At 67.0% G+C, this 26,835-nt stretch carries 25 protein-coding genes; 11 read left to right on the top strand and 14 right to left on the bottom strand.

Annotated features, from left to right (window positions below):
- Positions 1–251: 251 nt before the first annotated feature.
- Positions 252–1,937, bottom strand: coding sequence for a long-chain-fatty-acid--CoA ligase FadD1 (fadD1, locus tag BM198_RS08115; protein ID WP_044413452.1), 1,686 nt, complete (start codon positions 1,935–1,937; stop codon positions 252–254).
- Positions 1,938–2,227: 290 nt separating this feature from the next.
- Positions 2,228–3,916: a long-chain-fatty-acid--CoA ligase FadD2 gene (fadD2, locus tag BM198_RS08120; RefSeq protein WP_074969127.1), complete on the bottom strand. Its 1,689-nt coding sequence runs from the start codon at positions 3,914–3,916 to the stop codon at positions 2,228–2,230.
- Between the two features lie 268 nt (positions 3,917–4,184).
- Here fadD2 and BM198_RS08125 point away from each other — a divergent pair, with 268 nt between their 5' ends.
- Together BM198_RS08125 and BM198_RS08130 are read left to right on the top strand one after the other, a co-directional pair.
- Entirely contained in the window at positions 4,185–5,141 is a 957-nt protein-coding gene (locus tag BM198_RS08125; protein WP_074969129.1) for an alpha/beta hydrolase, read from the top strand.
- Positions 5,138–5,608: a MaoC family dehydratase gene (locus BM198_RS08130; protein ID WP_074969131.1), complete on the top strand. Its 471-nt coding sequence runs from the start codon at positions 5,138–5,140 to the stop codon at positions 5,606–5,608. The genes BM198_RS08125 and BM198_RS08130 overlap by 4 nt, the downstream gene beginning before the upstream one ends.
- 66 nt (positions 5,609–5,674) lie before the next feature.
- Here BM198_RS08130 and BM198_RS08135 read toward each other — a convergent pair whose 3' ends face one another.
- Genes BM198_RS08135 through BM198_RS08145 form a run of 3 tightly spaced genes read right to left on the bottom strand, consistent with a single transcriptional unit; the run spans position 5,675 to position 8,740 of the window.
- Positions 5,675–6,547, bottom strand: a complete 873-nt coding sequence (locus tag BM198_RS08135) for an efflux RND transporter periplasmic adaptor subunit (RefSeq protein ID WP_074969133.1) — start codon at positions 6,545–6,547, stop codon at positions 5,675–5,677.
- An 11-nt stretch (positions 6,548–6,558) separates the two neighbouring features.
- Positions 6,559–6,765, bottom strand: coding sequence for a DUF1656 domain-containing protein (locus BM198_RS08140; protein ID WP_074969135.1), 207 nt, complete (start codon positions 6,763–6,765; stop codon positions 6,559–6,561).
- Positions 6,752–8,740: an FUSC family protein gene (locus BM198_RS08145; protein ID WP_074969137.1), complete on the bottom strand. Its 1,989-nt coding sequence runs from the start codon at positions 8,738–8,740 to the stop codon at positions 6,752–6,754. The genes BM198_RS08140 and BM198_RS08145 overlap by 14 nt, the downstream gene beginning before the upstream one ends.
- Positions 8,741–9,019: 279 nt before the next feature.
- On the opposite strand from BM198_RS08145, the gene ccoM reads away from it, so the two are divergent.
- A complete protein-coding gene (gene ccoM, locus BM198_RS30630) occupies positions 9,020–9,139 on the top strand; it encodes a cytochrome c oxidase subunit CcoM (RefSeq protein ID WP_044413434.1) in 120 nt (39 codons plus the stop codon).
- A gap of 139 nt (positions 9,140–9,278) precedes the next feature.
- On the opposite strand, the gene BM198_RS30125 is transcribed toward ccoM, so the two are convergent.
- From BM198_RS30125 to BM198_RS08155, 3 genes are read right to left on the bottom strand one after another with little or no spacing between them, the layout of a single operon-like run.
- On the bottom strand, positions 9,279–9,437 hold the full coding sequence (locus BM198_RS30125) for a hypothetical protein (RefSeq protein ID WP_164707288.1): 159 nt from the start codon (positions 9,435–9,437) through the stop codon (positions 9,279–9,281).
- Positions 9,434–10,030 (bottom strand): alpha-ketoglutarate-dependent dioxygenase AlkB family protein, encoded by a 597-nt coding sequence (locus BM198_RS08150; RefSeq protein ID WP_074969139.1) that lies wholly within the window; start codon positions 10,028–10,030, stop codon positions 9,434–9,436. The genes BM198_RS30125 and BM198_RS08150 overlap by 4 nt, the downstream gene beginning before the upstream one ends.
- A gap of 45 nt (positions 10,031–10,075) precedes the next feature.
- Positions 10,076–10,372 (bottom strand): aspartate-semialdehyde dehydrogenase, encoded by a 297-nt coding sequence (locus BM198_RS08155; RefSeq protein WP_074969141.1) that lies wholly within the window; start codon positions 10,370–10,372, stop codon positions 10,076–10,078.
- Positions 10,373–10,526: 154 nt separating this feature from the next.
- On the opposite strand from BM198_RS08155, the gene rapA reads away from it, so the two are divergent.
- Complete coding sequence (rapA, locus tag BM198_RS08160) at positions 10,527–13,376, top strand: RNA polymerase-associated protein RapA (protein WP_044413428.1); 2,850 nt, start codon at positions 10,527–10,529, stop codon at positions 13,374–13,376.
- A gap of 55 nt (positions 13,377–13,431) precedes the next feature.
- Here rapA and BM198_RS08165 read toward each other — a convergent pair whose 3' ends face one another.
- Positions 13,432–14,769, bottom strand: a complete 1,338-nt coding sequence (locus BM198_RS08165; RefSeq protein ID WP_074969143.1) for a spinster family MFS transporter — start codon at positions 14,767–14,769, stop codon at positions 13,432–13,434.
- A 226-nt stretch (positions 14,770–14,995) separates the two neighbouring features.
- Between BM198_RS08165 and BM198_RS08170 the strand changes: the two genes are divergently transcribed.
- Positions 14,996–17,161, top strand: coding sequence for a putative bifunctional diguanylate cyclase/phosphodiesterase (locus BM198_RS08170; protein ID WP_074969145.1), 2,166 nt, complete (start codon positions 14,996–14,998; stop codon positions 17,159–17,161).
- A gap of 15 nt (positions 17,162–17,176) precedes the next feature.
- Here BM198_RS08170 and BM198_RS08175 read toward each other — a convergent pair whose 3' ends face one another.
- From BM198_RS08175 to BM198_RS08190, 4 genes are all read right to left on the bottom strand, one after another.
- A complete protein-coding gene (locus BM198_RS08175) occupies positions 17,177–17,956 on the bottom strand; it encodes a hydroxypyruvate isomerase family protein (RefSeq protein ID WP_074969147.1) in 780 nt (259 codons plus the stop codon).
- On the bottom strand, positions 17,953–18,837 hold the full coding sequence (locus BM198_RS08180; protein WP_074969149.1) for an NAD(P)-dependent oxidoreductase: 885 nt from the start codon (positions 18,835–18,837) through the stop codon (positions 17,953–17,955). Before BM198_RS08180 ends, BM198_RS08175 begins: the two co-directional genes overlap by 4 nt.
- Positions 18,838–18,987: 150 nt before the next feature.
- Positions 18,988–19,356 carry a DUF5064 family protein gene (locus BM198_RS08185; protein WP_044413417.1) on the bottom strand — a complete coding sequence of 123 codons (369 nt, stop codon included), beginning with the start codon at positions 19,354–19,356 and terminating at the stop codon, positions 18,988–18,990.
- 69 nt (positions 19,357–19,425) lie between these two features.
- Positions 19,426–19,743 carry a DUF2288 domain-containing protein gene (locus BM198_RS08190; protein ID WP_044413413.1) on the bottom strand — a complete coding sequence of 106 codons (318 nt, stop codon included), beginning with the start codon at positions 19,741–19,743 and terminating at the stop codon, positions 19,426–19,428.
- A 309-nt stretch (positions 19,744–20,052) separates the two neighbouring features.
- Between BM198_RS08190 and BM198_RS08195 the strand changes: the two genes are divergently transcribed.
- The 5 genes from BM198_RS08195 (at position 20,053) to BM198_RS08215 (ending at position 24,939) form a co-directional block, all read left to right on the top strand.
- Positions 20,053–21,171 carry a branched-chain amino acid ABC transporter substrate-binding protein gene (locus BM198_RS08195; RefSeq protein ID WP_074969151.1) on the top strand — a complete coding sequence of 373 codons (1,119 nt, stop codon included), beginning with the start codon at positions 20,053–20,055 and terminating at the stop codon, positions 21,169–21,171.
- 116 nt (positions 21,172–21,287) lie between these two features.
- On the top strand, positions 21,288–22,211 hold the full coding sequence (gene livH, locus BM198_RS08200; protein WP_044413408.1) for a high-affinity branched-chain amino acid ABC transporter permease LivH: 924 nt from the start codon (positions 21,288–21,290) through the stop codon (positions 22,209–22,211).
- The gene (locus BM198_RS08205; protein ID WP_074969153.1) at positions 22,208–23,470 is read left to right on the top strand and encodes a high-affinity branched-chain amino acid ABC transporter permease LivM; all 1,263 of its coding nucleotides are present in this window, start codon (positions 22,208–22,210) and stop codon (positions 23,468–23,470) included. The genes livH and BM198_RS08205 overlap by 4 nt, the downstream gene beginning before the upstream one ends.
- Positions 23,467–24,234, top strand: a complete 768-nt coding sequence (gene livG / locus BM198_RS08210) for a high-affinity branched-chain amino acid ABC transporter ATP-binding protein LivG (RefSeq protein WP_074969155.1) — start codon at positions 23,467–23,469, stop codon at positions 24,232–24,234. The genes BM198_RS08205 and livG overlap by 4 nt, the downstream gene beginning before the upstream one ends.
- A gap of 3 nt (positions 24,235–24,237) precedes the next feature.
- On the top strand, positions 24,238–24,939 hold the full coding sequence (locus BM198_RS08215; protein WP_044413400.1) for an ABC transporter ATP-binding protein: 702 nt from the start codon (positions 24,238–24,240) through the stop codon (positions 24,937–24,939).
- A gap of 262 nt (positions 24,940–25,201) precedes the next feature.
- Here BM198_RS08215 and BM198_RS08220 read toward each other — a convergent pair whose 3' ends face one another.
- On the bottom strand, positions 25,202–26,122 hold the full coding sequence (locus tag BM198_RS08220) for a LysR family transcriptional regulator (RefSeq protein WP_074969157.1): 921 nt from the start codon (positions 26,120–26,122) through the stop codon (positions 25,202–25,204).
- Positions 26,123–26,235: 113 nt separating this feature from the next.
- Between BM198_RS08220 and BM198_RS08225 the strand changes: the two genes are divergently transcribed.
- Entirely contained in the window at positions 26,236–26,835 is a 600-nt protein-coding gene (locus BM198_RS08225) for a short chain dehydrogenase (protein WP_074969159.1), read from the top strand.

Below are 26,835 nucleotides of genomic sequence, written 5' to 3' on the forward strand. Positions count from 1 at the left end.
CCCCCAGGAAGCATAACGGTGCGGGCCACGGGCCCGCGGACCGGCGCAGGTTATGCGAATCCACCGCTGTCGCAATGCTGGCAACGGGCGGGGGGGACGGGAGGTCATACCGTTCGGTAGAGCTGGCGAAGCGGCTGGAGGCACGGGGCGCTCCCGGGCTGAAGCCCGGGCTACGCCTGCCGGGGGTGACTGCATCGGGCGAGGAAAAGAAAAAGCCCCGCAGGTGCGGGGCTCGTTCATGCCGGGACGGGTCAGCCCTTGAGCTTCTTCAGTTCCTGGTCACGCAGTTCACGGCGCAGGATCTTGCCGACGTTGGTGGTCGGCAGGCTGTCGCGGAACTCGACGGAGCGCGGGACCTTGTAGCCGGTGACGTTGGCGCGCATGTGCTGCATCACCTCGTCCTTGGTCAGGCTGGCACCCGGCTTGACCACCACGAAGACCTTGATCGCCTCGCCGGACTTCTCGTCCGGGATGCCGATGGCGGCGCATTGCAGGACGCCCGGCAGGGTGGCGAGCACGTCTTCCAGCTCGTTCGGGTACACGTTGAAGCCGGAGACCAGGATCATGTCCTTCTTGCGGTCGACGATGCGCATGTAGCCGTCTTCCTGGATCAGGCCGATGTCGCCGGTCTTCAGCCAGCCGTCCGCCGAGAGGATCTCGTCGGTGGCGTCCTGGCGCTGCCAGTAGCCCTTCATCACCTGCGGGCCCTTGACGCACAGTTCGCCGATGGCGCCGATGGCGAGGTCGTTGCCCTCGTCGTCCACCACCTTGCACTGGGTCGAGGGGACCGGGATGCCGATGGTGCCGATCTGGATGCTCTGGAACGGGTTCACCGACACCACGGGGCTGGTCTCGGTCATGCCGAAGCCTTCGCAGATGGCGCAGCCGGTGACCTCTTTCCAGCGCTCGGCCGCAGCCAGTTGCAGGGCCATGCCGCCGGACAGGGTGAGCTTGAGGGCGGAGAAGTCGAGCTTGCGGAAGTCCTCGTTGTTGCACAGGGCAACGAACAGGGTGTTGAGGCCGACGAAGCCGGTGAACTTCCAGTTGCCCAGTTCCTTGACCATCGCCGGCAGGTCGCGCGGGTTGCTGATCAGGATGTTGTGGTTGCCGGTCAGCATCATCGCCATGCAATGGAAGGTGAAGGCGTAGATGTGATAGAGCGGCAGCGGGGTGATGAGTACCTCGCACCCTTCATTGAGGTTGGCGCCCATCAGCGCCTTGCACTGCAGCATGTTGGCGATGAGGTTGCGATGGGTGAGCATCGCGCCCTTGGCCACGCCGGTGGTGCCGCCGGTGTACTGCAGCACGGCAACGTCGTTGGCGGCCGGCGAGGCTTCGCGCACGGCCTTGCCCTGGCCCTTGGCCAGTGCGTGGTTGAGCTTGACGGCCTGGGGCAGGTGGAAGGCCGGCACCATCTTCTTCACGTACTTGATGACGCTGTTCACCAGCAGGCGCTTGAGCGGCGGCAGCAGGTCGCCCACTTCGGTCACCACCACGTGGCGAATGCCGGTCTTGGGCAGCACGCTCTCGGCCAGGTGGGCCATGTTGGCCAGGCACACCAGGGCCTTGGCGCCGGAGTCGTTGAACTGGTGCTCCATCTCCCGCGCGGTGTACAGCGGGTTGGTGTTCACCACCACCAGGCCGGCGCGCAGGGCACCGAAGACCACGACGGGGTACTGCAGGACGTTGGGCAGTTGCACGGCGATGCGGTCGCCGGGCTGCAGGTCGGTGTGGTTCTGCAGGTAGGCGGCGAAGGCACCGGAGAGTGCGTAGAGCTCACCGTAGGTGAGGGTCTTGCCCAGGTTGCTGAATGCGGGCTTGTCGGCAAAGCGTTGGCAGGACTCTTTCAATACCGCCTGAATGTTGGGGTAAGCGTCGGCATTGATTTCCGCAGGAACGCCTGCTGGATACTTGTCCGTCCAGAAGTTATCGGTCATGGAAAGCCCACTCCTGAGCAACAGCTGATCTTCACTGCACGAGGCAGTTGTTTTTTGTGGTCTGTGCGGTTTCAGGCCCTTCCCAGGGCGAAAAGCGCGCCGAGATTATCAGCTTTGAAAAAAGGCGACCAGAGCCAAATAGACCCTTTCCAGTCAACAAAATGACCAGATAAAACCAATCAGTCACCTTTAGAGCAAACCACCTAACTGGCGTAGAAAGCGCGTCCCAGGGCGGTTTGTGAACCCTCGCACACTGCCGGGCGGCAGGTGCGAGGGTCGGAGGGGATGGATCAGGCGATGTCGCGCAGCTCGCGACGGAGGATCTTGCCGACCGGCGTCATGGGCAGGGCGTCCTTGAGGACGATGTGCTTGGGCACCTTGTAGCCGGTGAAGTTTTCCTTGCAGTAGGCCTTCAGCTCCTCGACGGAAACGCCGCCCTCGCGGGGGACGACGAACAGCTTCACCGCCTCGCCGGACTTCTCGTCGGGCACACCGATGGCGGCGCAGCTGGCCACCTTCGGGTGGGCCATGACCACGTCCTCGATCTCGTTGGGGTAGACGTTGAAGCCGGAGACGATGATCAGGTCCTTCTTGCGGTCGACGATGCGCACGTAGCCGTCCGGGTCGATCACGGCGATGTCGCCGGTCTTCAGCCAGCCCTCGGCGTCCAGCACCTCGGCGGTGGCTTCGGGGCGGTTCCAGTAGCCCTTCATCACCTGCGGGCCCTGGATGCACAGCTCGCCGCGCTCGCCCAGGGGCAGCTCGTTACCGTCGTCGTCGATCACCTTGAAGGCGGTGCCGGGCACCGGGATGCCTACGGTGCCCAGGCGGGCCTGGGCACCGTAGGGGTTGGCGCTGGCCACCGGGGAGGTTTCGGTGAGGCCGTAGCCCTCCACCACGGTGCAGCCGGTGACGGCCTGCCAGCGCTCGGCGGTGGCCTTGACCAGGGCGGTGCCGCCGGAGTTGGTGACCTTGAGGTTGGAGAAGTCCAGGTCCTTGAAGTCGGGGTTGTCCATCAACGCGACGAACAGGGTGTTGAGGCCCAGCAGCGCGGAGAAGCGCCACTTCTTCAGCTCCTTGACGAAGCCGGGAATGTCGCGCGGGTTGGTGATCAGCACGTTGAGGTTGCCGTTGACCATCATGCACATGCAGTTCGCGGTGAAGGCGTAGATGTGGTAGAGCGGCAGCGGCGCGATCATGATCTCCTGGCCCTGCTTCATCAGCGGCTGGCCATCCGGGCCCAGCTGCGACAGGCAGGCGTTGACCTGCTGCATGTTGGCCACGAGGTTGCCGTGGGTGAGCATCGCGCCCTTGGCCACGCCCGTGGTGCCGCCGGTGTACTGCAGCACGGCAAGGTCTTCCAGGCCGACACTGACCGGCTTGAGGCCATGGCCCCGGCCCTGGCGCAGGGCGTCCTTGAAGGAGACGGCCTGGGGCAGGTGGTAATCCGGCACCATCTTCTTGACCTTCTTCACCACGGTGTTGACCAGCCAGCCCTTGATGCTGGGCAGCATGTCACCCATGCGGGCCTCGATCAGGTGCTCGATCTCGGTGTCGGGCAGCACTTCCTGCACCAGCTTGCCGAACAGGTTGATGTACACCAGGGCCCGCACGCCGGCGTCCTTGAACTGGTGGCGCATCTCGCGGGCGGTGTAGAGGGGGTTGGTGTTGACCACCACCAGGCCGGCGCGCAGGGCGCCGAACACGGCGATGGGGTATTGCAGGACGTTGGGCATCTGCACGGCGATGCGGTCGCCGGGCTTGAGGTCCGTGTGCTTCTGCAGGTAGGCGGCGAAGGCGGCGGAAAGGCGGTCCAGCTCGGCGTAGGTCAGGGTCACGCCCAGGTTATGGAAGGCCGGGCGGTCGGCGAATTTCTTGCAGGAACGCTCGAACACCTCGACCACGGAACGGTAGGCCGCCAGGTCGATCTGGTCCGGTACGCCGGCAGGGCGTTTGTCGCTCCAGAAATCAGGTTGCATTGTTGTTGTCCTCATTTGCCCTGAATGTGTCTGGCCCGCGCTGCGGGACTGCCCGGAAAGTAGCAGGTCCACCCGCGTGCGCAAATACGCGAAGCGCCCTCATTGATCCCGTGAATCTCGCCGCAACAGCCCGTGCCTGAGCGGCTGAACAAAGGCTGTCGAAACGGTCCGCGCAGGACCGACCGGTCACGCAGCGCAGCCCCTTTGCGCCGCCCCGGCCCCCGTGCACAATGCGCCGATCACTCCACTCCCGCCAAAAGGATTGGCCATGCGCCACGACGCTTTCTGGCTCACCGCCAGCGATGCCGCCCCGCTCTACGTGAACCGCTGGAGCGGCGAGGAGCCACCCCGGGCGGTGGTGATGATCGCCCACGGCATGGCCGAGCACAGCGGCCGCTACGCGCGGCTGGCAGCGGCGCTGGTGGCGGCGGGCGTCGAGGTCTACGCCCACGACCAGCGCGGCCACGGGCGCACCGCCCAGCACGGCATCCTCGGCCTGTACGCCGAGCACGACGGCTGGAACAAGGTGATCGCCGACCTCGCGGCCCTCAACCACCACATCCGCCAGCAACACCCGCAGACGCCGATCATCCTGCTCGGCCACAGCATGGGCAGCTACATCGCCCAGGGCTACCTGATGCGGCACAGCTGCAGCTTGCAGGGGGCCATCCTTTCCGGCTCCAACTACCAGCCGGTGGGGCTGTACCGCGCGGCTGCCGTGGTGGCGCGACTGGAACGCTGGCGCCAGGGCCCGAACGGCCGCAGCGCGCTGATCGAGTTCCTCTCCTTCGGCTCGTTCAACAAGGCCTTCAAACCCAACCGCACGCCCTTCGACTGGCTCAGCCGCGACCCGGACGAGGTGGACAAGTACGTCAACGACAGCCTCTGCGGCTTCCGCTGCACCAACCAGTTGTGGCTCGACCTGCTCGGCGGGCTTCAGAACATCACGCCCATCGGCCACCTGGCGCAGATCGACCCGGACCTGCCCCTGCTGGTGATCGGCGGCGCGTGCGACCCGGTCAGCGACGGCAAGCGCCTGGAGGACCTGGCCAATGCCCTGCGCTCGGCTGGTGTGCGCGACGTGCAACTGAGGATCTACCCCGACGCCCGCCACGAGTTGTTCAACGAGACCAACCGCGACGAGGTGACGAATCATCTGCTCGACTGGCTGGGGCACGCCCTCGCCCAGGGTCGAGCCTGCCAACCGAACAAGGAGACGCCATGAGCCAGGTAACCAACTTCACCTACGACGCCCTCGAAGTCGGCCAGAAGGCCAGCTACGCGAAGCAGGTGGAGGAGCGTGACATCCAGTTGTTCGCTGCCCTGTCCGGCGACCGCAACCCGGTGCACCTGGATGCCGAGTACGCGGCCGGTACGGTCTTCAAGGAACGCATCGCCCACGGCATGTTCAGCGGCGCCCTGATCAGCGCGGCCATCGCCTGCGAGCTGCCCGGGCCGGGCACCATCTACCTGGGCCAGCAACTGAAGTTCACCCGCCCGGTGAAGCTGGGCGACAGCCTGACCGTGGAACTGGAGATCCTCGAGAAGCTGCCGAAGAACCGCGTGCGCATCGCCACCCGCGTGTTCAACCAGAACGCCGAGCAGGTGGTGGACGGCGAGGCCGAAGTACTGGCGCCCAAGCAATCGCTCGCCATCGAGCTGCCGGAGCTGCCGCCGATCACCATCGGCTGAACCCCGCAGCCCTGATGAGAGAAGCCCGGCAATCGCCGGGCTTTTTCGTTCCGGGGGAGCTTCCGGCTAGTCCTGCGCCTGCGGCTGATCCCCGACCGTGACGCTGGCGGTCATCCCCGCACTGAGCTGTATGTCATCCGGCACCGGGTCGAGTTTGATCCGTACCGGGATGCGCTGGGCCAGGCGTACCCAGTTGAACGTGGGCTCGACGTTGGCGAGCAGTTGCCCGTCCGGGCTGGCGTTGCGGTCGGTGATGCCGCGGCTGACGCTTTCCACCGTGCCCTTGAGCGGCTGGCCGGCGCTCATCAGCCAGATGTCCACCGGTGCGCCGACACGGATGCCGGGCAGCTTGGTCTCCTCGAAGTACGCCTGCACGTAGAAGGACTGGTCGTCCACCAGTGCCATCACCGGCTGCCCGGCGCTGGCGTAGTTGCCCTGGGCCAGGCGCAGGTTGGTGACCTGGCCGCTGCGCGGGGCACGGACTTCGCTGCGGGCCAGGTTCAACTCGGCGACCTTCACGTCGGCCTGGGCCTGGCGGTATTCGCCCCGGGCGATGTCGGCGGTGATCTGGGCGTTCTCCCGCAGCTCCGCGCTGATGGCCTGGGGGCCGAGGCTGGCGCGGCGCGAGGCCTCGTGCTCACGCAGGCGCAGTTGCTGCTGGCGGGTTTCGGCGACGGCGCGGGCCTTTTCCAGGGCGGCCTCGTAGCGGTCGCGGTCGATGGTCATCAGCAGGTCCCCGGCCTTCACCTGCTGGTTGTCGCGGACCTTCAGGTCCACCACCCAGCCGGACACGTCCGGTGCTATCACCACCACGTCGGCGCGGATGCGCGCGTCCCGCGTCCAGGGCGCGAGCATGTAGTGCTGCCAGAGGCTGTAGCCCCCCACAACGGCTGCGGCGACCAGCGCCAGGGTGACAACGACACGCAAGGTGGAACCCATGGTTTTCTCCTTCACCAGTGCCCGAAGATGGCGACCAGCACCGACAGTACACAGACATAGAGAGCGGTATCGAACAGCGCCTCGTGCCAGATCCAGCGCGCCAGGCCCAGCCGCTGCAGCGCCAGGCGCAGCACGCCGGTCACCAGCAGCGCCGCCAGGGCGTAGATCAGCAGCGGGCTGAGCAATACGCCGCCCAGTGACCATTCACGCAAGCCCATAGCTCGCCTCCTGTTGTTCACACCACTGCCGCCAGCTCTGCCGCAACTGCAGCAAGGCCGCCAGGGCCAGCCGCCGGTCGATGCTGTTGCCGGCCTCGCGCAGGGCCTGGATCAGTTGTTCGGACGGCGCGTCCATCGCATCCGCCCGCTCCGGCGCCGGCCCCTGCTCCAGCAGTGGCTCGATCCGTTCGAGAAAGCGCGCCTCGGAGGCGCCGAGGGAGCGCTCCCCCACGGCCAGGCAACGGCGCAGGTGCAGCAGTTCGTCACCGATGTCGAGACTGGTGATGCCGTCGTCCCAACGGTTGCGAGACTGGCTGGGCAGCGCCGGGTAGTGTCGGGCCAGCTGCAGCAGGCGGTCGGCCATGCGCCCGCCGAACCAGTTCTCCGCCCCCGCCAGGGTGCGGTGGGTGAGCCGGCCCAGGTCGCTGAAGGTGGCCCGCAGCAGCCGCCGGCCATGCCAGCCGGGGTGGGTCAGCACGATGAGGCGGAACACCAGCACGGCGAAACCGACCCCAAGCAGGATGGACAGGGCTTCGTTGAGGAACACCGCAACGTCGAAGTGCATGGTGTTCTGCGGTGCGCACAGCACGATGAAGTGCAGGCAGAACGAGGTGGCCGTGCCGCTCAGGGCCGGCCGCGCCATGCCCAGGGTGCCGAAGAACAGCGGCACGCCGAGGGCCATGCAGAGCAGCGGGAAGCCGCTGAACTGGGGCAGCACCACCTGGCCGATGAAGAAGGCCACCGGCAGCGCATAGAGGATGCCACGCAGGAACATCAGGCCGATCTGCGCAGCGTTCTCGCGGCTGGCAAAGAGGCTGCAGACCACGCAGGTGAGGGTCAGCGCGCCGATGGAGGAGGTCCAGGCGGTGGCCATCCAGAAGGTCGCCAGCCCGAGGAAGGCCAGCCCGCTGCGGGAGCCGTAGAGCAAGGCCGTGGGCAGGTCGTGGTGCCAGGACAGGGGCGCCGAACTGTCCTCGGTGGGAGCGCCACGCTCAACGGCCTCCAGCGCTGCGGCGGCGGCCCGCACCTGGCGGAGGGTGACCGCCAGGCGCCCCAGGCAGTATTGCTGCACTACGCTCAGTTCGGGGGATTCGGCCGCCTCCAGCAGGCGCTGCCCCAGGGCTTCGAGGCGTGCCGGATCGGGTGACTCCAGCGCCTGTCGCACAGCCTCCAGCCAGGGGGCCAGACGCTCAGCCTCGTCGTCCGACAACTGCCGCCACTGGCGTGCCACCCCACGCGCCAGCCGCAGCACGCTGAGCAGGTCGCGGCTGAGCACCCGCAAGGCAGCGGCACGACGCCGGCCGCGCGCACCTTCGAACCAGGCGTGCTCGCGCTGGGCATCCACGGCCACCAGGCGCCCCAGGACACCCAGCAGCCCCTGGCGCTCGTAGGGCGCACCGTCCAGGGCCGAGCGGGCCGCACGGATGCCGCTCTCCCAGGCCTCGGTGGCCTGGCGCACCAGCTGGCGCTCCACACGCTGCGGCCAGATCAGCGCGCTGGTGGCGGTGGCACAGAGGATGCCGAGGCAGATCTCGGTGCAGCGGGCCACGGCCTGGTCGAAGACATTGAGCGGGTGGGCGATGGCCGGCAGGCCGATGATGGCCACCGTGTAGCCGGCCAGGACGAAGGCGTACGACCAGGCACTGCGCAGCATGGTGGAGGCCGCCGTGCACAGCGCCAGCCAGGTGGCCAGGACGAAGAGGAACAGCCAGGGCGTCTGGGCGAACAGCGCCATGATCACAACGGCCATGGTGGTCCCTACCAGGGTGCCGAGCAGCCGCGCCAGGCCCTTCTGCACCACCATCCCGGACAGCGGCTGGGCCACGATGAAGGCCGTCATCAGCGCCCATTGCGGCTGCTCCAGGCCGAAGCGCAGCGCACACCAGAGCGCCAGGCCGCCCCCGAGCAATGTCTTGATGGCGAACTGCAGGGCCGGGAGGTCGGGGGCGAGGAAGGCCTTCAGGGTTTCACGCACGTCGGGAACCTTGGAAGAGGTGCGGCAAGCATAGGCGGCCGCCCGCCTGTACGGCACGGCCCTGGATTCGTCTGATCATCTCCCCCCTCTCCTTCCCTGTCGAAAGGCTCTGAAATGCCCCATCCGGCGCAGGGGACCCCCTGGAAAATTGACCTGGATCAGTTACCCGCAGACCTTGCGGGACGGGCCCTGCGGCCATTGATCCAGATCAATTTCGGCCCCCTGGCCCGGGTCTACCTTTGACCCATCGAAACAAGACGCCAGACGCAGGAGGCCCTTATGTTCGTCGATGTTGTGGTTCTAGCCGGTATCGGCACTGTTGGCCTGATGCTCGCCTTCTTCGGTGGCGTCGGATACTTCATCTGGAAGGACTCTCACAAGCGCGACAAGAAAGCGTAAGTCGAGTTCTCCAGGTACACAGGCACGCAAGGCACCTCGGGCGACTTCGGTCGCCCTTTTTTTCGTCCGTCGAAAATATCCCAGCCGGCACCGGGCGACACTCTGACCGCAGCCCATGACGGGCCGTTCAGGTTGGCGTTCAGCGCTTCTTCGGTTTGCTGCGGTTCTTCTTCGCCTTGCCCAGCGGCAGCGCCTTTTCGAAGGCCTGGCGCATGTCCACCAGCCGTTTCTCGTGCAGGTCATGGATGCGCTTGTCGCGCTCGGCGCCGAAATCGATCAGCTTGTCGTCATTGCTCATGGGCGGATCCAGCGGAAGGTGAGGTTGAGGCGTGGCTGGCAGGCGGCCCGGGTCTTGGCCACCTGGTGTTGCCAATGATGCTGCGTCGGCCCGCTCATGACCAGCAGCGCACCGTGTGCCAGTTCCAGCGAATGCTCGATGCGCCCGCTGCCCTTGCGGCGCAGGTCGAAGCGCCGGGTGCCACCGAGGTTCACCGACGCCACGGTGGGATCGGGCCCCAGTTCCGGCTCGTCGTCGCTGTGCCAGCCCATGGAGTCCTGGCCGTCCCGGTAGAGGTTCAGCAGCACGCCGTTGAAGGGCTGCCCCACTTCTTCCTGCACGCGCTGGCGGATTTTCGCCAGCAGGGGCGTCCAGGGCAGCGGGCGGTGAACCAGGCCGGAATAGCGGTAGCTCGCCTCGGGGTCGCCGTACCAGGCCACCTGCCGGGGCACCCGGTAGTCCTGGCCGTGCAGGTGCACGACCGGCTGCTCCCAGGGCGTCTCCGCCAGCAGCCCGGCCAGCCATTCGTCGGCTTCCTCCACCGCCAGCCAGTGGCGCTCATGGCGCAGGCAGGCGTCCGGCAGCTCAAGGGGCAGGTCGTCGAACAGGCTCATGGGATGACCGATTGCGCAAACAGGGGGACACATTCTCCCACGACGTCAGACCTCGACGTCTACCCAGAGGCCCTGGCGCGGAAGGGTGTCGATCACCTCCTCGTCCGCCGGCTTCACCTCGCCCTCGGCCAGTTGCTCGGGGGTGTAGCCCCGGCGCTGGCGGCGGCGCTGCTCCTCGCGGAGCATCTCCTCGGCCTCCTGCGGGTGACGGCGGTCCAGCCCGACTTCGCTTTCGTGCTGGCTTTCCTGGGCTGGCGCCACGGGGGGAATGTCGGGACGTGGCTTGGCCACGTCCTGCTGGGCGGTCACGGGAACCAGGCTGTGGGGGATCGGCGGCAACATGGTCAGACCCTCTGTCATTCAACCTGTCGGCAACACAGGCCACACCTTTAGCGACCTCGCTACACTTCTACCGCAAACGGGAACGCAAGTTCCGTCGCTCTTGGCCACGCGTTCCGCTAAACTAGCCGGCTTTTTTGCATGGCGGGAGACACGCATGGCGCAGCAGTATGAACCGGGGCAACGCTGGATCAGTGACAGCGAGGCTGAACTGGGCCTCGGAACCATCCTGACATCCGACGGGCGGCTGCTCACCGTGCTCTACCCGGCGACCGGCGAGACGCGCCAGTATGCCCTGCGCAACGCCCCGCTGACCCGCGTGCGCTTCGCTCCGGGTGACGAGATCACCCACTTCGAGGGCTGGAAGCTCACCGTGCAGGAAGTCGACGACGTCGACGGCCTGCTGGTCTACCACGGCATCACGGCCCAGAACGAAGCCCGCACCCTGCCGGAAACCCAGCTGTCCAACTTCATCCAGTTCCGCCTGGCCAGCGACCGCCTGTTCGCCGGGCAGATCGACCCGCTGAACTGGTTCGGCCTGCGCTACCACACCCTGCAACACCAGAGCCGCCTGCTGCAATCCTCGCTGTGGGGCCTGTCCGGCGCCCGCGCCCAGCCCATCGCCCACCAGCTGCACATCGCCCGCGAAGTGGCCGACCGCATCGCGCCCCGCGTCCTGCTGGCCGACGAAGTGGGCCTGGGCAAGACCATCGAGGCCGGCCTGGTGATCCACCGCCAGCTGCTCTCCGGGCGCGCCAGCCGGGTGCTGATCCTGGTCCCGGAGAACCTCCAGCACCAGTGGCTGGTGGAGATGCGCCGCCGCTTCAACCTGCAGGTTGCGCTGTTCGACGCCGAGCGCTTCGCCGAGAGCGATGCCAGCAACCCCTTCGAGGATGCCCAGCTCGCCCTGGTGTCCCTGGAATGGCTGAAGGACAGCGAGCGCGCCCAGGATGCCGCCTTCGCCGCCGGCTGGGACCTGCTGGTGGTGGACGAAGCCCACCACCTGGTCTGGCACCCCGAGCACGCCAGCGACGAGTACCGCCTGGTGGAGCAACTGGCCGAGGTCATCCCCGGCGTCCTGCTGCTGACCGCGACCCCGGAGCAACTGGGGCAGGAAAGCCACTTCGCGCGCCTGCGCCTGCTGGACCGCAACCGCTTCCATGACCTAGAAGCCTTCCGTGCCGAGAGCGCCCACTATCGCCCCATCGCCGAAGCGGTGCAGGAGCTGCTGGACGAGGGCCGCCTGTCCGCCGAAGCGCGGGCCACCATCGCCAACTTCCTCGGCAGCGAAGGCGAAACCCTTCTGGCCGCCGTCGCCGAAGGCGACAGCGACGCCTCCGCACGCCTGGTGCGCGAGCTGCTGGACCGCCACGGCACCGGTCGCCTGCTGTTCCGCAACACCCGCGCCGCCGTCCAGGGCTTCCCCGAGCGCCAGCTGCACCCCTACCCGCTGCCCAACCCCAGCGAATACATGGAGCTGCCGGTGGGCGACCACCCGGACCTGTACCCCGAGGTCAGCTTCCAGGCCCAGCAGGGCGAGGTCGACGACAGCGAGCGCTGGTGGCGCTTCGACCCCCGTGTCGAGTGGCTGATCGACACCCTGAAGATGCTGAAGAAGTTCAAGGTGCTGGTGATCTGCGCCCATGCCGAGACCGCCCTCGACCTGGAAGACGCCCTGCGCGTGCGCTCCGGCATTCCCGCCACCGTGTTCCACGAAGGCATGAGCATCCTCGAGCGCGACCGCGCCGCGGCCTACTTCGCCGACGAGGAATTCGGCGCCCAGGTGCTGATCTGCTCCGAGATCGGCTCCGAAGGCCGCAACTTCCAGTTCGCCCACCACCTGGTGCTGTTCGACCTGCCGGCCCACCCGGACCTGCTGGAACAGCGCATCGGCCGCCTCGACCGGATCGGCCAGAAGCACACCATCCAGCTGCACGTGCCCTACCTGGAGAACAGCCCCCAGGAGCGCCTGTTCCAGTGGTACGACCGCGCGCTGAACGCCTTCCTCGCCACCTGCCCCACCGGCAACGCCCTGCAGCACCAGTTCGGCCCGCGCCTGCTGCCGCTGCTGGAAGACGCCGACGAAGACACCTGGGGTGCGCTGCTGAGCGAAGCCGAAGCCGAGCGCAAGCGCCTGGAAAGCGAGATGCATTCCGGCCGCGACCGCCTGCTGGAGCTGAACTCCAACGGCGGCGGTGAAGGCCGTGCGCTGGTCGAGGCCATCCTCGAGCAGGACGACGAGTTCGCCCTGCCGATCTACATGGAGTCCCTGCTCGACGCCTTCGGCATCGACAGTGAGGACCACTCCGAGAACGCCCTGGTGCTCAAGCCCGGCGAGAAGATGCTCGACGCCGGCTTCCCCCTGGGCGACGACGAAGGCGTGACCATCACCTACGACCGCAACCAGGCCCTGTCCCGCGAGGACATGCAGTTCCTCACCTGGGAGCACCCCATGGTCCAGGGCGGCATGGACCTGGTGCTGTCCGGCTCCATGGGCAACACCGCCGTCGCGCTGATCAAGAACAAGGCCCTCAAGCCCGGCACCGTGCTGCTGGAGCTGCTCTACGTGAGCGAGGTGGTGGCGCCGCGCAGCCTGCAGCTGAGCCGCTTCCTGCCGCCGGCCGCGCTGCGCTGCCTGCTGGACGCCAACGGCAACGACCTGGCCTCCAAGGTGGCCTTCGACACCCTCAACGACCAGCTGGAAAGCGTGCCGCGCGGCAGTGCCAACAAGTTCGTCCAGGCCCAGCGCGACGTGCTCGCGGCACAGATCCAGGTCGCCGAAACCAAGATCCGCCCGCGCCACGACGCCCGCGTGGCCGAGGCCACCAAGCGCCTCGCGGCCGAGCTGGAGGAAGAACTGGCGCGCCTGGAAGCGCTCAAGGCGGTCAACCCCAGCGTCCGCGACAGCGAGATCGAGGCCCTGCGCCGTCAGCGCGAAGAAGGCCTGGCGCTGATGGAGAAGGCCGCGCTGCGGCTGGAGTCCATCCGGGTACTGGTCGCCGGCTAAGCAAACCCCGCCCACGAAAAAGCGCGCCTCGGCGCGCTTTTTCGTTTCTGCGGTATCAGGCCAGCGCGGCCTGCCCCGCCGGCTGCTGCCCCTCGCGCATGCGCCGGGCGTCCCGCCCGAAGCAGCGCGCTGCCTGGAACAGGGCCAGGGTGGTCAGCCCCAGGGCTACCGGGATCAGGTACATGGCATCGTGCAGGCCCACGGCCTTGAAGGCCTCGGTCATCTCGCTGGCACCGGCGGCATACATCGCCGCATGGGCGAAGTGGTCCGACAGCAGCCCCACCACCACCGGCCCCAGGCCACCGCCCAGCAGGTAGAGGCCGGCGAAGAACAGCGCCATGGCCGTGGCCCGCAGGCGCGGCTCCACCACGTCCTGGATGGCGGTGTAGACGCAGGTGTAGAAGGTGTAGGCGAACAGCCAGCCGATGCTGAACACGCCCACGAACACCCCCACCTCGATGCGCCCGGAGAACAGCGCGAAGCCGGTGGCCAGGGTCGCCACCAGCAGGCTGCCGGTGGCCAGCAGCAGGCGGCCGCGCTCGGACTTCTCGTGGGCCTTGTCCGCCAGCCAGCCGCCCAGGGTCAAACCGACCAGCCCGGTGAGGCCGGCGATGATGCCGGTGGCGACGGCAGCCCCCTGCAGGGACATCAGGAAGTAGCGCTGCAGCATCGGCACCATGAACGAGTTGCAGGCGTAGGTGGCGAAGTTGAAGGTCAGCCCCGCCAGGGTCAGCCACCAGAAGGTGCGGATCGACAGCACCCGGCGCAGCGGGCGGTCCAGCGGCGTCTGGTCCTGGGTGCGGTTGTCGGCGGCGCCGCGCTGCGGCTCCTTGATGAAGAACATGAACACCGCGAGGATCAGCCCCGGAATCGCCGCGATGACGAAGGGCGCCCGCCAGCTGCCGAAGGCCTGCACCATCGCACCGATGGTGAAGAAGGCCAGCAGCAGCCCCAGCGGCAGGCCGAGCATGAACAGGCCCATGGCGCGGGCGCGCTTGTTCGGCGGGAACAGGTCGCCGATCAGCGAGTTGGCCGCCGGGGCATAACTGGCTTCGCCGATGCCGATCCCCATGCGGATCAGCAGGAAGCTCCAGAAATTCCACGCCAGGGCGTTCACCGCCGTCAGCCCGCTCCACACCGCCAGGCCCCAGCCCATGATCTTCTTCCGCGAGCCGGTGTCGGCCATGCGCCCGAGGGGCAGGCCGGCCACGGCGTAGACCAGGGTGAAGGCGGTGCCGATCAGCCCCAGCTGGAAGTCACTCAGGCTCCACTCGTGGCGCACCGGCTCGATGATGATCGCGGGGATGGTGCGATCGAAGAAGTTGAACAGGTTGGCCAGGAACAACAGGAACAGCACGCGCCAGGCATTGGCCGCTTGCGGAGAAGGCTGCATGGGTCGGTCTCTTTGTTGTTGGTGACCCGGCAGACCGCCTGCCGGGCTTGTAAGGCCGAATCTAGAGGCTCGCCTTGCGGCTGTCTGCGAACATTCGCGCTGGTTATGGCGAACGATGGCGCCCTCCCCGACCACTCGTCGTCCGGCGCCCGGCAGCCGTGGCGGGTGGATGGGGCTGGCCGATACTCAAACGGATCGGCACGCCCCGTCGCGGAGGCAACAGGCAATGGAATGGCTCGGGTTGCGCATCAGCAACGAACTCCCCGAGGGACAGGTGCGCCTGCTGGACTGCACCCACAACGGCTGGCTGGTGCTGCTGGCCTTCCTGGTGGCGAGCGCCGCCGCCTACACCGCGCTGAGCATGGGCGAGCGCGTGGCCAACGTGGCCGACCCGGCAGCCCGACGACGCTGGTACTGGATCGGCGCGCTGTGCCTGGGCGGCGGCATATGGTCCATGCACTTCATCGCCATGCTCGCCTTCGAAGCGCCGGTGGTGCTGCATTACGACGCCCTGGTGACTGCCCTCTCCCTGCTGGTGGTGATCGGCGTCTCCCTGGCGACGATGCGCACCCTGGGTCACCCGCAACTGGGGCCCCGGCACTACCTGGCCGGCTCGCTGACCCTGGGCCTGGGCATCGCCTGCATGCATTACACCGGCATGGCGGCGATCCGCTCGGAAGCCACCCAGACCTACCGCCCCGAGCTGTTCATGCTCTCCATCGACGTGGCCGTGGTCACCAGCCTGGTGGCGCTGATGCTGGCGGTGTTCTTCCGTGGCCGCGACGACAGCCTCAACCACCGCCTGCGCATCCCGGCCAGCTTGGTGATGGGCGGGGCCATCGTTTCCATGCATTTCACCGGCATGTGGGCGCTGGAGCTGACCGTGCCCCCCGGCATCGAACTGCACCTGCAGCCCCCCGCGCAGAACCTGGCGATGGCCGTGAGCGTCGGACTGATCGCCTTCCTCAGCCTGTTCTTCGGCCTCGGCGCCGCCTGGGCCGATCGCCAGTTGCAGCGCCGCGACCAGGACCTGGAGCGCGTCGGCAGCCTGCTCAAGCAACTGGACCAGGCCAAGGCGGTGTTGCAGAAAGTCGCCCATGTCGACCCGCTGACCAACCTGCCCAACCGCCGGGCCTTCAACGAGGTGTTCGCCGAGCGGCTGGCGATCCACGGCCGCACCCGGCAGTCGCTGGCGGTGATGTTCCTCGACATCGACCACTTCAAGCGGATCAACGACAGCCTCGGCCACGATGCCGGCGATGCCCTGCTCAAGGCCGTGGCCGAGCGCATTGCCGCGATGCTGCGGGACGAGGACCTGATCGCCCGGCTGGGCGGCGACGAGTTCTGCATCCTCGCCGGCCTGCACCGCCCGGAAGAGGCACGGGTGCTGGCCCAGCGGGTGATGCAGGCGCTCAAGGAGCCCATCGAGCTGGCCGGACGGAAGATGGTGATGACCACCAGCATCGGCATCAGCCTGTTCCCCGAGGACGGCGAGAGCTGCGAGGAACTGCTCAAGCACGCGGACCTGGCGCTGTACCAATCCAAGGGCAGCGGCCGCAACAACCTGCACTTCTTCAGCCGCCACCTGAAGCACAAGGCCACCGTCGAGTTGCAGCTGGAGGAAGAGCTGCGCCGCGCCCTGGCCGAAGACCGTGAGCTGGAGCTGCATTACCAGCCCATCCTCGCCCTGGCCGGCAACCGCCTGGGCAAGCTGGAGGCCCTGGTGCGCTGGCGTCATCCGCAGCATGGCCTGCTGACGCCGGACCGGTTCGTCGGCATTGCCGAGGCCAACGGCTTCATCACCGAGCTGGACGCCTGGGTGCTGCGCCGTGCCTGCCGCGAGCTGGCAGAGCTGGGGCACGACGGCCTGCGGGTGGCGGTCAACTGCTCGGCCCTGAACCTGTGCCAGGACGAACTCGCAGACCGCGTGGCCGAGGCCCTGGCCTTGTCGGGGCTGGCCGCCAACCGGCTGGAACTGGAGGTGACCGAGAACGCGCTGATGAGCAACGTCAACCAGGCCTTGCGCCTGCTGCAGCGCATCCGCGACCAGGGGGTGGCCGTCTCCATCGACGACTTCGGCACCGGCTATTCGTCCCTGGCCTACCTCAAGCGCCTGCCGCTGGACACGCTGAAGATCGACCGCTGCTTCATCCAGGACCTGCCCCACGCCCACGCGGACATGGAGATCGTCCAGGCCATCATCGGCATGGCCCGCACCCTGCGCCTGCAGGTGGTGGCCGAAGGGGTGGAAAGCGAGGCGCAGCTGGAGTTGCTGCGCGGGCTGGGCTGCGACTTCATCCAGGGCTACCTGCTGAGTCGCCCCCGATTGCTGGCGGACCTGCGTCCGCTGCTGGAGGAGTGGGGCGAGGGGCCGGCCCTCAACTTCGCCTGAGGCCGGCCCATTCGGTCACGCGGCCTTGAAGCGCGGCAACCAGTCGAGCCCGTCGCGGGTCGACCCGCCGGGGCGATACTCGGCGCCCAACCAGCCGGCGTATCCCACCTCGGCCAGGGCGGCGAGCGCCGGGGCGAAATCCAGCTCACCACTGCCAGGGGCGCCGCGTCCGGGGTGGTCGGCGAACTGCACATGGCCGATGGCGTCGCCCAGCAGGCGGATGGCCACGACCGGGTCCAGTTGCTGGCGGGCCAGGTGATAGAGGTCCAGCTGGGCGGCGAAGTTGGGGCTTTCCACCGAGCGCACCAGCTCCAGCAACTGCTCGGGGGTGTTGATGAGGAAGCCCGGCATGTCGAAGGGGTTGATCGCCTCGGCCAGCACCTGGATGCCCAGCGGGTGGAAGGTGTCGGCGGCCTTGCGCAGGTTGGCCACCAGCGTGGCCAGCGCCTCGGGTCGCGACACGCCATTGGCCAGGCGCCCGGGCAGTACGTTGACGCACTGCGGCTGCACCAGCGCGGCGTAGGTGTAGGCATGGCGCAGGGCGGCGTCTAAGGCGTCCTGGTGGGCCGGCACGGCAGCCAGCCCGGCGCCGCCCTGCATCAGGTCGCCGGCGGGCAGGTTGATGAGCACCAGCGGCAGGCCGGCCTGGTCCAGGGCGGCCTTCAGCTCGCCGGCAGGCAGCTCGTAGGGGAACTGGATCTCCACGCCGTCGAAACCCGCCTCGGCGGCAGCGCCGATGCGTTCGATCAGGGGCAGCTCGGTGAACAGCAGCGACAGGTTGGCGGAAACCTTCATGGGTGCTCCTCTCGGTAGAGTTCGATCAGGGTCGCGGGGTCGCGCTCCAGGTTGCCCTGGCTGCCATGCAGGCGCATGAGCTGCGCGGCGAGCCCGCTCATGGGGGTGGCGCTGCCCTCCTCGCGGGACAGGCGGGTGGCGGTGTCCAGGTCCTTGAGCAAAGTGCGGACATGCCATTTGACCGGCTCGAAGCAGCTTTCGGCCATCTGCGGCGCCAGGATCTGCAAGGGCCGCGAGTCGGCGAAGCCGCCAGCCAGTGCCGGTGCCAGCAGGCTGGCATCGACCCCGGCCTTCTCCGCCAGGGCCACCACCTCGGCAATCACCAGGGCATTGCAGGCGACGATCATCTGGTTGCAGACCTTGGTCACCTGGCCGGCACCGACCTCGCCCATACGCGTCAGACGCTGCCCCAGGTGCGCGAGCACGGGGCGCACCCGCTCCACATCCTCCTCGCGGCCACCGGCCATGATCGCCAGGGTGCCGGCCTCGGCACCCGGGGTGCCACCGGAAACCGGTGCATCGATCCAGTGCACGCCGGTACGTCGCTCCAGTTCGGCGGCCATCTCGCGGGTCGCCGCCGGTTCGAGGCTGGAGAAGTCCACCAGCACCTGCCCGGCCCGCGCCCCTTCCACCACGCCGCCCGGCCCGAACACCACCTCACGCACCACGGCCGTGTCGGCCAGGCAGAGCATGAGAATGTCGGCCTCGGTACACAGCTCGGCCGGGGTTTCGGCACGGCGTGCACCGAGCTCCAGCAGGGGTGTGCATTTGTCGGGAGTCCGGTTCCAGACCGTGAGGGGGAAGCCGGCGGCCAGCAGGCGGCGGGTCATCGGCAGGCCCATGAGGCCGATGCCGGCGAAGGCGATGCGGGGTAACGACATGCTGAGCTCCAGTCGGGCGGAAGCGCCTATCTTAACCGGCTGCCCAGGCCGTGCACCGCCCCGGAAATCGGTGTGTCACCCAGCAGGAAAAATGCACCTCAACGGTGCGAAAAGGTAACGGTGCGCACCAGGAGTGCGCACCGATATGGGTCAGAGGCCGTCCTTCTGCAGGTGATCCAGGTTCACCGGCTCGCCGGGTTCCGCCCCCAGCTTCTGACGGATGTCCTCGAACATCGCATCGAACTCCTGGTGGTTGTGCACGATCGGCCCGACGCTGGTGTGCAGCCCGTGCTTGTTGGCAATGCGGGTGGCGACGCTGGCGAAGTTGAAGGCGGTGTCCCGGTGCAGCTCGAAGGTTTCCTCGAAGCTCACGCCATTGATCACGCCCACCATGCGGAAGTGCAGCATGGTGCCTTCCTCCGCATCACGCCGGACCTCGTAATAGAGGTCGATGGAGAACTCCGGCTGGTTGGGCAGCCCGGGAATGCTGGCACGGTGCAGGTGGCCGGGTTCGAACATGGTGAAGCTCCTTGAGAGACGAACGGGGTGGAAGGAGTCTAGACGGCCTTTGCCGGCAGGCCGCAGCCCTCAGTGACGGGCCGGTGCCTCCAGGCGCTCCTGCACCAGCACCCAGGGCGCCACCACCACGGCCCAGAGGGTGGGGTCACGCTCCAGCAGGTCGCGTGCCCGGGCCTCTTCCACGCGCTCCAGCTTGCCGGCCTGCAGCAGCGCCGCGACCTGGGGCTTGTCGTCCTCGGCCACGGCCAGGGCGACGCCGACCAGATCCTCCTGACCCTCGACCCAGAGCAGTTGCCCACGGGCGAAGAAGGGCTGCAGCTCCTCCCAGGTGATGGCGGCGGTTTCGCCGAGCAGCTTGGCATAGAGGGTGCTTGAGGATTCGTTCATGGCTTGCTCTGAGTGGGAAAGTAACGGTTGCAGGGCGGGCAATGATAACCAACGCCCGTCATCTTGTTCACAAGTGCAGCCAGACGCTTCCTGCGTCCTTCAGGGCACGCCGTATTTCTATACGTTTGTTGCGATTAGGCGACATAGGAACATTCCGCACCCTCCTGTCGGCTTTTCAAGCCGCAAATCGGCACTCTACACTGTACCGGTACAGTTGCCGCAGGACTCGGCGGGGTGACAAAAAGGACCCTGTCCTCTGCTTTCAGGCAACCAGGACAACAACAACGATAAACATACGAGTGGAGCACTATGAACAAGGCTACCAAGCAGCTTTCCAAACTGTTCGCCGCCATGGCCCTCGCCGGTGCCGCCAGCTACTCCGTAGCGGCCGACACCATCAAGATCGCCCTGGCCGGCCCGGTGACCGGTGCGGTCGCCCAGTACGGTGAAATGCAGTTCATCGGCGCCAAGATGGCGATCGAGCAGATCAACAAGGCCGGCGGGGTGAACGGCGCTCAACTCGAAGGCGTGGTCTACGACGACGCGTGCGATCCGAAGCAAGCGGTCGCCGTAGCCAACAAGATCGTCAACGATGGCGTGAAGTACGTCGTTGGCCACCTGTGCTCCAGCTCCACCCAGCCTGCGTCCGATATCTACGAAGACGAAGGCATCCTGATGATCACTGCGGCCTCCACCAGCCCCGAGATCACCGCCCGTGGCTACCAGCTGGTGTTCCGCACCATCGGCCTGGACAGCCTGCAAGGCCCGACCGCCGGCAACTTCATCGCTGACCACATCAAGCCGAAAAACGTCGCCGTCATCCACGACAAGCAGCAGTACGGCGAAGGCATCGCCACGGCCGTGAAGCAGACCCTGGAAGCCAAGGGCGGCAAGGTGGCCCTGTTCGAAGGCATCAACGCCGGCGACAAGGACTTCTCCGCCCTGATCGCCAAGCTGAAGCAGGCCAATGTCGACTTCGTCTACTACGGCGGCTACCACCCCGAGCTGGGCCTGCTGCTGCGCCAGGCTTCCGAAAAAGGCCTGAGCGCTCGCTTCATGGGTCCGGAAGGTGTCGGCAACAAGGAAATCTCCGCCATCGCCGGCCCGGCTTCCGAAGGCCTGCTGGTGACCCTGCCGAAGTCCTTCGACCAGGATCCGAAGAACCAGGCCCTGGTAGAGGCCTTCAAGGCCAAGAACGAAGACCCCACCGGTCCGTTCGTGTTCCCGGCCTACGCCGCCGTGCAAGTCATTGCCGAAGGCATCAAGAAGGCTGGCGACGACACCGCCAAGGTGGCTGAAGCCCTGCGCTCCAACTCTTTCGAAACCCCGACCGGCACCCTCTCCTTCGACAAGAAGGGCGATCTGAAGGACTTCAGCTTCGTGGTGTACGAGTGGCACAAGGACGGCACCAAGACCGAAGCCAAATAAGCTTCCCGCCTTAAGCCCAGAGCCCACTGCATCCGCAGTGGGCTTTGTTTATCCGAGTTTTACGGGCTCCGCTGCGCCACAAGCGCCGCTTTACGTGATGCCCGAGGAGTTGGGGAATGCCTGATCTCTATCACTACCTGCAACAGCTGGTTAACGGCCTGACCGTTGGCAGCACCTATGCCCTGATCGCCATCGGCTACACCATGGTCTACGGCATCATCGGCATGATCAACTTCGCCCACGGCGAGGTTTACATGATCGGCTCGTACGTAGCCTTCATCGCCATCGCCGGGCTCACCATGCTCGGTCTCGACAGCCTGCCTCTCCTGATGGTGGCGGCCTTCAGCGCCAGCATCATCGTCGCCAGCGCCTATGGCTACAGCATCGAACGGGTGGCCTACCGGCCGCTGCGCGGCAGCAACCGCCTGATCCCGCTGATCTCCGCCATCGGCATGTCGATCTTCCTGCAGAACGAAGTCCTGCTCGCCCAGGACTCCAAGGACAAGGCGATCCCGAACCTGCTGCCGGGCAACTTCGTGTTCGGCGAAAGCACCATGAACGGGGTCACCATCTCGTACATGCAGGTGCTGATCTTCGTCGTCACCTTCCTGGTCATGTTCGGCCTCACCCAGTTCATCTCCCGTTCCCGTCTGGGCCGCGCCTGCCGCGCCTGTGCCGAGGACATCAAGATGGCCAACCTGCTGGGGATCAACACCAACAACATCATCGCCCTCACCTTCGTCATCGGCGCCACCCTGGCTGCCATCGCCGCAGTGCTGCTGGGCATGCAGTACGGCGTGATCAACCCGCACCTGGGCTTCCTCGCCGGCATCAAGGCCTTCACCGCCGCGGTACTCGGCGGCATCGGCAGCATACCCGGCGCCATGCTCGGCGGCCTGGTGCTCGGCGTGGCCGAAGCCTTCGGCGCCGATGTGTTCGGTGACCAGTACAAGGACGTGGTGTCCTTCAGCCTGCTGGTCCTGGTCCTGCTGTTCCGCCCCACCGGCATCCTCGGTCGCCCGGAGGTGGAGAAGGTATGAACACCGCCAAGAACCTCAAGACCGCCCTCTTCAGCGCCCTGCTGGTCGTCGCGGTCGCCTACCCGGTGCTGGGCCTGAAGCTCACCACCGTGGGCATCAGCCTGCAGGTGCAGGGCGGCAGCCCCGCCGTGCTCTGGACCATCGCCGGCTGTGCCATCGCCATGTTCTTCTGGCAGCTGTTCCGCAACCAGCTGACCGAAGCCTGGAGCAAGGCCCCGAGTCGGCCGAAGCTGTCGGACAAGGCCACCAACTTCCTCACCCTGCCCTCCACCCAGCGCTGGATCATCCTCGGCCTGATCGTGGTCGCCCTCGCCTGGCCGTTCTTCGGCTCGCGCGGTGCGGTGGACATCGCCACGCTGATCCTGATCTACGTGATGCTCGGCCTCGGCCTGAACATCGTGGTCGGCCTCGCCGGCCTGCTGGACCTGGGCTATGTCGGCTTTTACGCCGTGGGCGCCTACAGCTATGCGCTGCTGTCGCACTACTACGGCCTGGGCTTTTGGGTGTGCCTGCCGATCGCCGGCATGATGGCCGCGCTGTTCGGCTTCCTGCTGGGCTTCCCGGTGTTGCGCCTGCGCGGTGACTACCTGGCCATCGTGACCCTCGGCTTCGGCGAGATCATCCGCATCCTGCTGCGCAACCTCACAGAGATCACCGGCGGCCCCAACGGCATCAGCAACATCGAGAAGCCCAGCCTGTTCGGCCTCACCTTCGAGCGTCGCGCGGCCGAGGGCATGCAGACCTTCCACGAGTACTTCGGGATTGCCTACAACTCCCAGTACAAGGTGGTGTTCCTCTACCTGGTGGCGCTGCTGCTGGTGCTGCTGACCCTGTTCGTGATCAACCGCCTCCTGCGCATGCCCATCGGCCGTGCCTGGGAAGCGCTGCGCGAAGACGAGATCGCCTGCCGCGCGCTGGGGATGAACCCCACCGTGATCAAGCTCTCGGCCTTTACCCTGGGCGCCTGCTTCGCCGGTTTCGCCGGCAGCTTCTTCGCCGCGCGCCAGGGCCTGGTGACCCCTGAGTCCTTCACCTTCATCGAGTCGGCGATCATCCTCGCCATCGTGGTGCTGGGCGGCATGGGCTCGCAGCTGGGGGTGATCCTCGCTGCGGTGGTGATGATCCTGCTGCCGGAACTCGCCCGTGAATTCAACGAGTACCGCATGCTGATGTTCGGCGCCCTGATGGTGCTGATGATGATCTGGCGTCCGCAGGGCCTCCTGCCCATGCAGCGTCCCCACCTGGAGCTGAAGCAATGAGCCGCACCATCCTCGAAGTAAGCGGCCTCTCCATGCGCTTCGGCGGCCTGCTGGCCGTCAATGGTGTGGCCCTGAACGTCAAAGAAAAGCAGGTGGTCTCGATGATCGGCCCCAACGGCGCCGGCAAGACCACCGTGTTCAACTGCCTCACCGGCTTCTACCAGCCGACCGGGGGCAGCATCCTGCTGGACGGCGAGCAGATCGCCGGCCTGCCGGGCCACAAGATCGCCCGCAAGGGCGTGGTCCGCACCTTCCAGAACGTCCGCCTGTTCAAGGAAATGACGGCGGTGGAGAACCTGCTGGTCGCCCAGCACCGCCACCTCAACACCAACTTCCTGGCCGGCCTGTTCAAGACCCCGGGCTTCCGCAAGAGCGAACGCGAGGCCATGGACCTGGCGGCGCACTGGCTGGAGCAGGTCAACCTCACCGACGTGGCCAACCGCCCCGCCGGCACCCTCGCCTACGGCCAGCAGCGCCGGCTGGAGATCGCCCGCTGCATGATGACGCGCCCGCGCATCCTCATGCTCGACGAGCCCGCCGCCGGCCTGAACCCGCGCGAGACCGAGGACCTGAAGGCGCTGATCGCCCTGCTGCGCAACGAGCACAACGTCACCGTGCTGCTGATCGAGCACGACATGCACCTGGTGATGAGCATTTCCGACCACATCTACGTGATCAACCAGGGCACGCCCCTGGCCGACGGTACGCCGGAGCAGATCCGCAGCAACCCGGATGTGATCAAAGCCTATCTGGGGGAGGCCTGAGTCATGCTGAGTTTCGACAAGGTTTCCACCTTCTACGGCAAGGTCCAGGCGCTGCACGACGTCAGCATGGAAGTCAGCCGTGGCGAGATCGTCACCCTGATCGGTGCCAACGGTGCCGGCAAGTCCACCCTGCTGATGACCCTCTGCGGCTCGCCGCGTGCGGCCAGCGGCAGCATCCGCTACCTCGGCGAGGAGCTGGTGGGCCAGGAGTCCAGCGACATCATGCGCAAGAGCATCGCGGTGGTGCCGGAAGGCCGCCGTGTGTTCGCCCGCCTGACCGTCGAGGAGAACCTGGCCATGGGCGGTTTCTTCACGCCCAAGGGTGACTACCAGGAGCAGCTGGACAAGATCCTGCACCTGTTCCCGCGCCTCAAGGAACGCTATGCCCAGCGCGCCGGCACCATGTCCGGCGGCGAACAGCAGATGCTCGCCATCGGCCGCGCTCTGATGAGCAAGCCCCAGCTGCTGCTGCTGGACGAGCCGTCCCTGGGCCTGGCGCCGATCATCATCCAGCAGATCTTCGACATCATCGAACAGCTGCGCCGTGATGGCGTGACCGTGTTCCTTGTCGAGCAGAACGCCAACCAGGCGCTCAAGCTGGCGGATCGCGGCTACGTGCTGGAGAACGGACGGATCGTCATGCAGGGCACCGGTGAAGCCCTGCTGACCGACCCCAAGGTGCGCGACGCGTACCTGGGCGGCTGATCCCACAGCGACACGACAACGGCCCCGAAAGGGGCCGTTTTCGTTTGTGTCGCCAGAGCCCCGGAGCCTGGCTGGACGCACGACGATGGACCGATGACGCGCGATCCACCCTGCGGCATTTAGCCGGTAATCGCCTGGACACGATGGGCTTCGCCCATCCCACGGGCGACATCGGCTCGTAGGATGCGCTGAGGCACGAAGCGCATCACACCGGGGCAGCTCCCACCGAGCCTGCGCCCATGGCATTGCAGATGACTCCGCCCTATGCCCCGAGCTCCAGCCGGTCGAGGGCCTGGCGGCTGCGCTCGAACCAGTCCAGCAGGTAGTCCACCAGCACCTGGGTACGGCGGGGCAGGCCGCTCTGGTAGGGATGCACGAGGAACACCGGCGACTGCCGGGTACGGTACCCACGCAGCAGCCACACCAGGCGGCCATCCGCCAGTTCGTCGTGCAGCATGTAGGACGGCAGCCGGGCGATGCCGGCGCCGGCCAGGGCGGCCTTCTTCAGCAGGCTGTAGTGGTTGCTGGCGAGGTTGCCCGCCACCTGCACCCGCTCCAGCTGGTGCTGGCGGTGGTAGAGCCACTCCTCGTAGCCGGCGTAGTGGGTGTTGAGCAGGCACTGGTGGCCGGCCAACTCCGCCGGGGCGTGGGGCTCTCCGTGGCGAGCCAGGTAGTCCGGGGCGGCGCAGGTGATCTCCTCCAGGGAGAACAGCGGCCGGGCCACCAGCCGCTCGTCCTGGTGCGGGCCGCTGCGCACGCCCAGGTCGAAGCCCTCGGCAATCAGGTCGCGGTAGGCATTGCTCAGATCCAGCTCCACCCGCACCGCCGGGTACTGGCGGGTGAAGTCCAGCAGTAGCGCATCGAAGAAGGTCTCCCCCAGGGACACCGGCACGCTGATCCGCACCCGTCCGGCCACCTCCTCCTGCAGGCGCTTCACCGCCTGCCGTGCCACCTCCGCCTGGGCCACCAGGGCGCGGGCCTGGGGCAACAGCGCGGCGCCGGCCGCCGTGAGGTCCAGGCGCCGGGTGGTGCGGTGCAACAGCGTCGTGCCCAGCCCCTCCTCCAGATGACGGATGCGCTTGGACAACTGCCCCTTGCTGCACCCCAGCCGTTCGGCCGCGCGGGTAAAGCTGCCCGCTTCCAGCAAGACGGCGAACGCCGCCAGGTCGTCGAGTTCGCTCACGCGCCCCTCACTGTTTCCAAATGAAAACCCAAGGTTTCCGATTACCCTGCTTATCGGAAACAAAAGCGACTCTACACTGGATTCCGTCATCCCTCAGCCACAGGAATCCCTTCATGAAGATCCTTCTCATCGGCGCCAGCGGCACCATCGGCCAAGCCATCGACAACGAGCTCAAGGAGCGCCACGAGATCGTCCGCGTCGGCCACAGCAGCGGCGACTTCCAGGTGGACATCCGCGATGCCGCCTCGATCCGCCGCCTGTTCGAACAGACCGGGCGCTTCGACGCGCTGATCAGCGCCACCGGCAAGGTGCACTTCGGCGCCCTGGCGGAAATGGGCGAAGCGGAATTCGCCAAGGGCCTGGCGGACAAGCTGATGGGCCAGGTGAACCTGGTGCTGATCGGCCGCGAGTTCATCAACGACGGCGGCTCCTTCACCCTCACCTCCGGGGTGCTGAGCGACGACCCGATCCGCGCCGGCGCCTCGGCCAGCATGGTCAACGGCGCCATCGACAGCTTCGTGAAAAGCGCCGCCATCGAACTGCCCCGCGGCCTGCGCATCAACAGCGTCAGCCCCACGGTGATCGAAGAAGCCCTGCCGTCCTACGGCCCGTTCTTCCGCGGCTTCAAGGCCGTGCCGGCAGCCGTCGCAGCCCTGGCCTATGCCAAGAGCGCCGAAGGCGGCCAGACCGGCCAGGTGTACCGCGTCTGGTAA

The organism is Metapseudomonas otitidis (assembly GCF_900111835.1).
Classification (GTDB): domain Bacteria; phylum Pseudomonadota; class Gammaproteobacteria; order Pseudomonadales; family Pseudomonadaceae; genus Metapseudomonas; species Metapseudomonas otitidis.